The following is a 9,778-nucleotide window of genomic DNA, read 5'->3' on the forward strand; positions in this document are numbered from 1 at the left end:
TGACAAGACTGCTGAGGTTTTTATGGGTTTTTTAAACTTCGTTGGTTCTCTCATATGGCTTCTCTAAAATTTTGTTCACAGAGACTAGGGGGTAGCTGTGTTAAATATTGCGCAACGTGAATATTAGACCCCTCAAGCTCCAGGTATTCTATATCTTCTTGATCCTTATCGGCACATAAAATAATCCCTAGAAGTTTTTCTTCATCTGGTTTTCGTTCATTTTTATCTAACCAATTCAAGTACCATTCCATTTGTCCTTTGTAGGCTGGTTCAAACCGACCGATTTTTAGTTCTATTGCAATAAGACGCCTTAATCCTCTATGCAAAAATAGCAGGTCTAAATACCTATCAGTTGCTTTAGTGCTCATCCTTTTTTGACGTGTCACAAAACAAAAATCGTTGCCAAACTCTTGTAAAAATTTTATCAATTCATCCAAAATCGTATTTTCTAGATCAGTCTCACTATAACTTAATGGCAATTCCATAAAGTTAAGAAAGTATGGATCGTGAAAAATAAATTCAGGTGCTAGCGTATTTTCTTCACGTAACTGTTTGATGCTTTGTTTTATGAAGTCCTCAGGTTTTTTTGCTAATGCCGTACGTTCATATAACATAGTATCGATTTTACTACGTAGTGTTCTAACACTCCATCCTTCAACACGACACATCTCTAAATAGTAGTCGCGCTTCAGATTATCAGAAATTGCAATAATTTCTACAAAGTTTGACCAACTCAATTGTTGTGACAGTGTCGCAACAATTTCTTGATCGGGAAAGAGTTTGGAGAATTGCACCATCCGAAATAATGAGGCTCTATCAAATCCACGTCCATATTTAATCTGAAGTTCTTTTGCAAGTTGGGGGATGATTCGTTTGCCATAGTCTGCACATTTGTATTTTAAGATTTCTTGGTCTATTCTAAAGCCAATTTCCCAATTTAGTAACACTAAAGTAGAATTGAACTGCGTGGAGAGATGATTCTTTGCTCTATCTATTAAATTACTAATATCCCCTAATAAACCAGTAGTGATATCCATCAACGCTATTTTCAATAAAGGACCATTATAGCACAAAAACTAACTTTCTTGGATTTTAGTATACCGAAAAAACATCCACTCACTACCTTATGAAACGCAGCGAAGCGGCAGAAAATGGTTGAACGAGCTAGAAAAAATGGGCTAAATACGGTGTAATGTGGTTTGAGGCAAAAATTTAAAGTCTTTTCACTTGTATCTTAACCATACCTTTGAACAGATACGAGCAGACTTCTTGCATACTAAAAAGCAGTTATTTTAAAATTGGTGTTTTTCGTGTGCTCTCAAATTGTCTCAGATAAAATGTTTAAGAAATTCACCAAACGAAAAAAAAGCAAAAGAAATCCCGAGTGGCGAGTTTTGATTCTATAATACTTTAAATTGGTGCTATAATAATTTGCTGACGCTTAGTTCAAGCACGATTTGGCTGAATGTAGAAAAAATGAAAAAGACATGCAGTCGCTATAATTTGATACAATCTGCCAAAAAATACCCTGAGTTTTTTACTGAATTTTGTCATTGAGCCTGCAGATCAAAAACAAGTTTTGAGTCAGAAATACCCTTGCTGTTGTGGTAATGGGTTTGGAGGAACTTGTCAAGCAGTTTTTTTTGTTTCTATTGGGTAGCTTTTTTCCACTGTTGTCTGTCCGCTTTCTGTGTAGTGGGAATTGGTATGAGATGACAAGAAGAGGGCGCTGGAATAACGGGAGGATGGACTACTTGGATGACACTGCCATAAAGTGAAATGAGATTCTAGCTGTGTAGCTGGAATAACGGTAGGCTAGTTTTTCATGTAATAGGTCGGTTTTAAATTAGGCTAAAGTACTACAGCAGCAAACTTACAACGTTGCTGTTTTGTGAATTTGGTAAATGATTTACGAAATTACTTTTTTAGCTTTATTGAAGTAAAAAACTGATTTCCGTTGCGGTAAATAAGCAACATTATTGCTTTTTCTTTATCCTTCTCTTTTTCTAAATTTATTTGATTTTGGAAGCTTTCAACGTTTTCTATATAAGTTCCATTTATTTGCATAATAATGTCTCCTTTTTTGATACCACGCAACGTAACGTTCTTGCTAACATCTACATTGGTAACTATTACACCCTTTGTAGGCACATCATTTTTGCTCTCTTTTGACTCTTGTGGTAGATTTGAGACAGTTAAACCAGTTATATAATCAGATGGTGATTCATTTTCTTCTTGGTTGTTACCTTGGTTGTCACTTGTAGATTCTCCGATTATGACTTTGATATTAACTTCTCTACCACTTCTCAGTAACTTAACTTGCACTTTTTTCTCAGGTTCAGTTCTTGAAACCATTTGAGGTAGCTGTGTCATTCTCTCAACTTTTTTGCCATCAAATTCTAGTAATATATCACCTACTTTGATACCACCTTTCTCTGCTGGACTGTCCTTTACTATGTCTGCAACTAATGCACCTTTTGTATCTTTTAAACCCAAAGACTCTGCAAATTCTCTTGTTATAGGCTGAACTTGCACACCAAGCCAACCGTGTTTTATCTTCTTGCCACTTTTTAGTGTGTCAATGATTGATACAGCTAGATTAGACGGTATGGCAAAGCCTATACCCACGTTACCGCCAGACTCAGATGGGGAATAGATGGCGGTATTAATACCTATGACTTTTCCATTTAAATCAAATAGTGGCCCTCCAGAGTTACCTCTATTGATTGCAGCGTCAGTTTGAATGAATTCATTCATGGTGCCAATACTGATGTCTCTGGACCTTGCAGATATAATTCCTGTGCTTACAGAGCCACCCAGCCCAAATGGATTGCCTATTGCCATGACCGTATCACCAACCCTTGCTTTATCAGAGTCACCAAATGCTACAAAAGAAAGGTCTTTGTCAGCTTTAATCTGAAGCACAGCAAGATCAGTTTTTGCGTCATAGCCTAAAACTTCTGCTTTGAAATAAGTATTATCATTCATAGTAACTGTGATATCTTGAGCGTTTTTAATAACGTGATAATTAGTTACGATAGTTCCACTTTTGTCTATAGTAAATCCAGACCCAAGCAGCACTACCTCTCTATTGATGCTTGGACTCCTGTCCATAAAAAATTGATCAAAATGTTCAAAAAACTCTCTGAAATCATCAAAAAAATTATTTCTTGGTGTAAAAGGGATTCTAGTTCTATTGTTACTTTCTTGTTTAATGATTTGTTCGCTTGAGATATTCACAACTGCAGGAATAAGCTCTTCCACCAGGTCAGCAAGTCCTTGATTACAGTTGCATGTAGAAGTGTTAGTATCTGAAGCTTTTTTTGCACCCCAGTCAAACATGTTAGCATACGAGGATAACGAAATCAAAAAACATGTAAATATAGATAAAACCTTACTTTTCATAAACTATTTCCATCCCTTGTTCAAAATATCTAAGAAATTATTATTTGGTGAAAGTATAAATTTAGTGTTATTTCCAGCGAATGATTTGCTGTAAGCGCTCATAGAGCGGTAAAAATTAAAAAACTCTTCATCAACCTTAAACGCCTCATTATAAATTCTGGTTGCTTCAGCATAACCACGCCCCCTTATTTCATGGGCTTCTTTTATTGCACTAGCAATAATTTCCCTTTTTTGTTTATCAGCTTTTGATTTAACTTCCTGCCCAGCTTGCTCACCTTCTGCTCTGATTTCTTTTGCTTCTTTTGCTCTTTCAGTTTGCATACGAAGGAATATTGCAGAACTATTTTCTTCTGGTAAATCTGCTCTCTTAATCCTTACATCTATTATTTCTATACCAAATTTTCTAGCTTCAGAATAAACTCCGCGCTGGATTAATTGCATAACTTCTGATCTCTTTTCATTGTTTTTATCTGGAAGAAAGATTTTTTTTTTTTTGCGGTTACTCATAGCGCAGTGGGTAATCCGCATGTCGAGAGATTGATAAGATACACACATACAAGGGTTCAATCTCCAGATATATTATCACCGACGACAAACCCTTGCGACGGGTCGGTCGGGTAACGATAGTCGCATGAAGAATGAGATGCAACAATTTCATGCACCTTGGCTCAACAATCTTCAACAATGGCCGTATGAAAGAAGAAATCTGTACGCCACCTGGATGAAATTGGCAAGAAGTAATCGCTCTAAGTCCAAAAGCAAGAGAAATGGAACAATGCATCTATGGAGCCGGGCGTATGAAAACAATGCTCCACAGAAGCGGACTCTGCAACCAAACGAAACAAACGCTAAGAAAGGAAAAAAAAAAAGTTGAAAGGTAATTTTTTAGCATGTTAAGCCTAAGCTATTAGCTGTTCAATGAAGTTTCGGTGCAAAATTTGAATTAATTCTTTAAAATTTCCTTTGCAAAGGTGAAAAATGAATATTTTAATAATGAAGTCGAAAAATTCAAAAAGAATTTGATAAATATATAGAAGACAAAAAAGAGAAGAAAAAAAAATTCAATTCAAAATAATTTTTTCAAAACAAATAACAGTCGGATGCCAGCGGCGAAATACTTATATGTGACAATTACTGGTACAATTTAATTTTCTATTAATTTTTTTTTTTGAAAAAAAAATTAATGTTAAATTTACATTTGGAAATTTAAACTATTTAATTTCAGGTACGATTAGCTCGCAAATTGATTCGGTAAATTCAAGGAAAAGCCAACAAAACCTGATTTCTGAGATGTTGCAGTAGCACTGGACTGGTTAATTCGAATGTATTTGCAACATCGTCGAACTGAAACATTTTCGTTGCAGGTGCAATGAGCGCTGCCAAAGCCGCCGTCTGAATTCGGGCTGCGTCCAAATCCGCTTCGATTTGTTCCAGTGCTCTGAAGGCCTGCAACTTATCATTTATCATTATCCTCTTCAAAACAAAACAATTTGACAATTTAATTGATTAATTAAATATTGCTAATTGTATTTGTAATGAATTGTTGTGATGCTTAAATGAATAGAAATGAAATGAAAAAATTAATTAATTAATAAATAAAAGTAATTTCAAATGATACGCATATGCCAATAGTAAGAAGTATTGAGCATTGAAAAAAAAGCTTCAAAACAAAACAAAAGACGGATGGATGATAGATGGACGCTTATTTCAGCAATCAAACCACTGAATTGCATTGCAAAAATAAATAAATAATATCACCATAAATTAGCAGTAGAAAAGGAACTTTGACCTTTTCTTCAAAATCTTCAACAAATTCCCGGTCATCCCTGCTTGTTTGCTTATCACAGGTAGGAATTATTTCCTAAGAAGTCTTAAGCTGACCACAAAGATCTTACCCATATAGTTTTCATAAATGATCGTTTAAAAAAAAAAAAAATTAATTAAAGGATAATATTTAAAGAAGGTAATTAATTTTAATGGTTGATTTGAACGGTTAAAAAAAAAAAAATTTTTATTTTTTTTATCCTCTATTATTTTTAATTATTAATTTTTTTCAATTAATTAATTCAATCCTTTTTCCATCAACCAACACACCTCATCACTGTACCAATTAAAGCAAAACTTCCTACAAAACTAATTTTACCTTTCTCACCTGCTAATTAATATTAAATGAATGCATGCATTCATTCATTCACTTCTTTCAACTAAAAACAAAAATTCCTAAATCCTCATTCATATTGATTTTTTTTTTTGCTGTAAAAAATATAATTAATTTTTATCAATAAAAATTTGTAGACAAGTAAGGTGACGCGGTGACATAGCCAGTGTCCAGTGAAAGCTAATTTTTACTTTGACTTTTCGTTTTTTTTTTTTTGCTAATTGTTCTTTTCATGTTTATCATTCATGAATTTGTCAAAAAAAAAAAAAAATGGCAATTGCGAAAGTTCATTAATTTTTGAGCCATTTCCTTCGTTAAAATTTATTCACGAAATATGCATACATTTATTTTTTAATTTTTTTTTCCCAATTCACAAATACTTCAATTATTGAAGATGGAAAAGGATTCTATCCACTCTCCATTGTTTTTCATCATTTCATTTGAATGCTATGATAAATATCACACAGGTAAAGAAAGGTTAATAGAGTTAGGGTAGGTAGGTAGGTAGCCAGGTATTTAGGCAGGTATGCAGGTTAGGTAGATAGGTAGGTATGCACAAAGGAAAAAAAATGTACAATTTTTACAATCCTTGAAAAGTGCAATAGTGGAAGATTAATTGTTTAAATTAAAAATTACTGTGCAACAAACAGTTTGAAATGAAAGAGATCAAAATGGGAGAAGAGAGAAATTTTTGTGTAATATTGAAAATAATTTCGATACCGCATGATACGGTATGGAAATTATTTGAACTGACCTTTTAGGCATTCAATTCGATCAGTTCTTTTTTTTTTTTACTAAATTAATTTCCAGCACTAAAACACTAAAACAACCACTACGGTGTAAAAGGTGAAATAATTTGAAAAAAAATTCAATGTTGGATAAAATTCCGAATTTTTAACATCTTCCCATACAGAGAATGAAATAAAATTTGCGGTGTTTGTAAAAAAAAAAAAAAACCAACCTGACAATTTCACCTCACTGTTGTTGACCTTTAGTGGCCAAGAGAGCAGTTTATTGTACGAGTATTCCGAAATTAATTGTTTGTGTCTTTCAATCTTATCTTTCAGGATAAGGAATTATTTAAATTTTTTTTTTTTCTACAATTCTTAAAAAAAGTAAACTGGTAATTTTATTTCGACAGCAATGACAAGTAACTACTCTGCAAACGCTCAGAAAATGCACGCAGTGGTTCATAGATGTTTGACGAACTTCATTGACCTTTGCTTCATTTAAAAGCGAAAATTGCTGTGCTGAGAATCTAGCAGTGAGTCATGGTTATTTGTAGAGATCAAATGCAATGCGCAATCTATCACTAAGCGATAAGGTGACAATATAAGGTAGAAGTTAGAAAATAAGGTAATTTTAGCTTAGCTAATATAAGGTAATGTTCGCTTAGCTAATATAAGGTAATGTCCGCTTAGCTAATATAAGGTAATGTTCGCTTAGCTAATATACGGTAATGTTCGCTTAGCTAATATAAGGTAATGTTCGCTTAGCTAATACAAGGTAATGTTCGCTTAGCTAATATACGGTAATGTTCGCTTAGCTAATATAAGGTAATGTTCGCTTAGCTAATACAAGGTAATGTCCGCTTAGCTAATATAAGGTAATTTTAGCTTAACTAATATAAGGTAATGTTCGCTTAGCTAATATAAGGTAATGTTCGCTTAGCTAATATAAGGTAATGTTCGCTTAGGTAATATAAGGTAATGTTCGCTTAGCTAATATAAGGTAATGTTCGCTTAGGTAATATAAGGTAATGCTAGATTTGCATTTCGATGTTAAACTTAGACAAAGAAAAACAAAAAGTATCGTTATAAGGCTAGAAATGTTGAAACATGAAAATTCTCAAGGCAATTCTATTAGATTATCATTTGTGTACAAAGCAGCAATACCGCTGCGGTAACGTGATTTCTTTTACTTTCTAACTGTGCGAACAACAGGTTGGTTAGAAAAACAAAATTTCCCTAATTGCAAAAAAACGAAAAGATAGCAAGCACCAAATGTAAGGAGAAACTTGAGAAAAAGTTTGCCTAGGAAAAATTTTTTGCAAACTTGTGGAAAATTCAACCAAACTTGAGAAAAACTTGTCATCCAATTTGAAAAGAAAATTTTCCATGAACTTGCGAAAACATTAAACGAACTTGAGGAAAAGTTTACCTCAACGACGGCTTCGGGTGTAATACCGGTCAAGCGTAATCGCCTGATTAATTCGAGCTGTTCCACCGTGAACAGGTTCATCTTCTCGTCGTCCGACCAGTCTCCTAAAAATGAATAAACACATTTGCTGATAGCCTAAAAATGATGCAAGCGATTTGCCGTAAGTCCACCTCTGACGTCATCAATTATATTTAGCATACAAAGCATTGAAACATTGAATGAGTTGAATAATTCAATCAAAAATTATAAGCATCGAATAAAATGAACAAAAAAAATAAATAAACTTGAACACTTGAAAATGTCACGTTTTCCTAATAAAATCATTCCACCATTTTAAGGTAAAAAACAAACAAACAAAAATATTGATGTGTTTTGGTGAGCAAATTTCAGTTTTTTAATCAAATTTGCATCATGTAAATATCAAATATGAAGAAAAGGGGAAGTGGGGGGATGAAGAAATGGCGGAAGAGAAATGTTCGATTAATGTTTACCTGAAATGTTTACCTGAAATGTCTACCTGAAATTATCAGGAAAACTACCAATCCATCATTCCATTTTTTTTTTTTTTTGTATTTATTGAAAGGGAAAGATAGTGATGTTTAAGGATAGCTTCAAAATTGTACAAAATGCCAAAGTGCACGGGAATTATTTTCAAGTATCGAAAATTGTAGCTTGTTGAATGAGTGCAAAAGGTTATTATTGTGTGAATGGAATGAATGAGTGCAAAAGGTTATTGTTGTGTGAATGGAATTTAATTAGAGATTTAATTAGGTAAATGCTAAGCAATATGAAATTGTTGTAGATTTTTAAGAAGATGCCGTCAATTATGAATGAATGCAGTTTGTAAGAAAATTTTTCAGGAATAATTTATTTTTTTTTTTGAGCTCTTTGAAGAATTACAGGAAGAAAATCCGACAAGGCAGTTGAAATAGTTTTCATTTAAATGGCATTTCACAATTTGTTAAATATATTTCGGGAAATTACATTTCAACTGAATTTCAACCACCGAACGAATGAATATCCTATGGGAGGAGTAATTGAATTAAAAATGACATACCTTTAATATGTCTGAAGTTTATTTCGAAGAAGGGGAAAAACAATGTACAGAAGAAGGACGTTTGTACTTATTACTTCCTTTAGGGAACTGAAATGAATTTTAAAAGAAAACGGAGTAGAGGAGAGAGATAGAGAGAGAGAGAGGGATAGAGACAGAGAAAAAGTGTGAAAAGAATTTTTGTTTCACATTCGCAAAAAAAAAATTTCTATGAAAAAAAAACTTAATTATGAGAGGTTAATTTTTTAAGTTATTTCATACTCTCCCCTCTTTACCCCTCCCTCTCTCTCTCTCTCTCTCTCTCTCTCTCTATGTAAAATGGAAATGTTTTACTAGGAAATATGTCAAAATCGAATGGATGTAAGTAACTTCGGCCATTTAAAACAAAAATTTGTTCGATGAAAAAAAAACTATCAAGTATTCATAAAATGAATGAATAAAATTTACATAAATTTCACAAAAGTTAATTAGCCAAATTTTTTTTGCATTTACTAAGGGATTGGAATTTGTCACAAGTTTCAACGATGATGCATCAATGTAATTTGTCCAGGTATCATTTCTTCCTCCAACAAATTCTCTCCATAAGGATTTAGCTATCTTCACCTTCCTTCCTTTCCTAGCAATTTCTTAACAGAATGTTTAACACAAAAATGAACCTCTAGAATTGATGATGATGATGATGATGATGATGATCGTGATGATCATACATTCAGTAATAATTCCATTTGGGAAATTGAAAATTTCTTAAAGTTTATTTCATTTCAAATCATTTAATTTTTGACAATGTACTAAAATACCAATTTCAATAAAACAAAAGGAAGAAATTTAACATAACATTGTCCTTCTTCTTAGTGTCGCTTTGTGATCTTCAACGATTGCATTTTTTTTTTAAAAGAAATAAAAAAAAAAATACACCAATACCTAACCAATCATCATATAAGTTACTTTTTTTTCACACACACACCACACACACCCCCCCCCCCACCCCCCCCCCCCCCCCA

At 33.0% G+C, this 9,778-nt stretch carries 3 protein-coding genes and 1 pseudogene; all 4 read right to left on the reverse strand.

All coding sequences use genetic code 11. The features are described from left to right. Window positions 1-50 precede the first annotated feature (50 nt). The 4 genes and pseudogenes from GO685_RS01685 to GO685_RS01700 all read right to left on the reverse strand — a co-directional run bounded on the left by GO685_RS01685 (window position 51) and on the right by GO685_RS01700 (window position 4,872). Window positions 51-1,073, reverse strand: a complete 1,023-nt coding sequence (locus GO685_RS01685; protein WP_175937292.1) for a PDDEXK nuclease domain-containing protein — start codon at window positions 1,071-1,073, stop codon at window positions 51-53. Between the two features lie 844 nt (window positions 1,074-1,917). Beyond that, window positions 1,918-3,405, reverse strand: a complete 1,488-nt coding sequence (locus GO685_RS01690) for a DegQ family serine endoprotease (protein WP_175937293.1) — start codon at window positions 3,403-3,405, stop codon at window positions 1,918-1,920. A 3-nt stretch (window positions 3,406-3,408) separates the two neighbouring features. Beyond that, window positions 3,409-3,867 (reverse strand): annotated as a pseudogene (locus GO685_RS01695) (SPFH domain-containing protein); the annotation flags it as partial. Between the two features lie 795 nt (window positions 3,868-4,662). Then, window positions 4,663-4,872, reverse strand: coding sequence for a hypothetical protein (locus GO685_RS01700; RefSeq protein ID WP_175937294.1), 210 nt, complete (start codon window positions 4,870-4,872; stop codon window positions 4,663-4,665). Between the last annotated feature and the right edge of the window lie 4,906 nt (window positions 4,873-9,778).

Source organism: Wolbachia endosymbiont of Madathamugadia hiepei (assembly GCF_013366855.1).
Classification (GTDB): Bacteria; Pseudomonadota; Alphaproteobacteria; order Rickettsiales; family Anaplasmataceae; genus Wolbachia.

Excerpts from the sequence above, each read along its gene's own strand:
- GO685_RS01690 (WP_175937293.1), bottom strand. The coding sequence starts at position 3,405 with ATGAAAAGTAAGGTTTTATCTATATTTACATGTTTTTTGATTTCGTTA.
- GO685_RS01700 (WP_175937294.1), bottom strand. The coding sequence starts at position 4,872 with ATGATAAATGATAAGTTGCAGGCCTTCAGAGCACTGGAACAAATCGAA.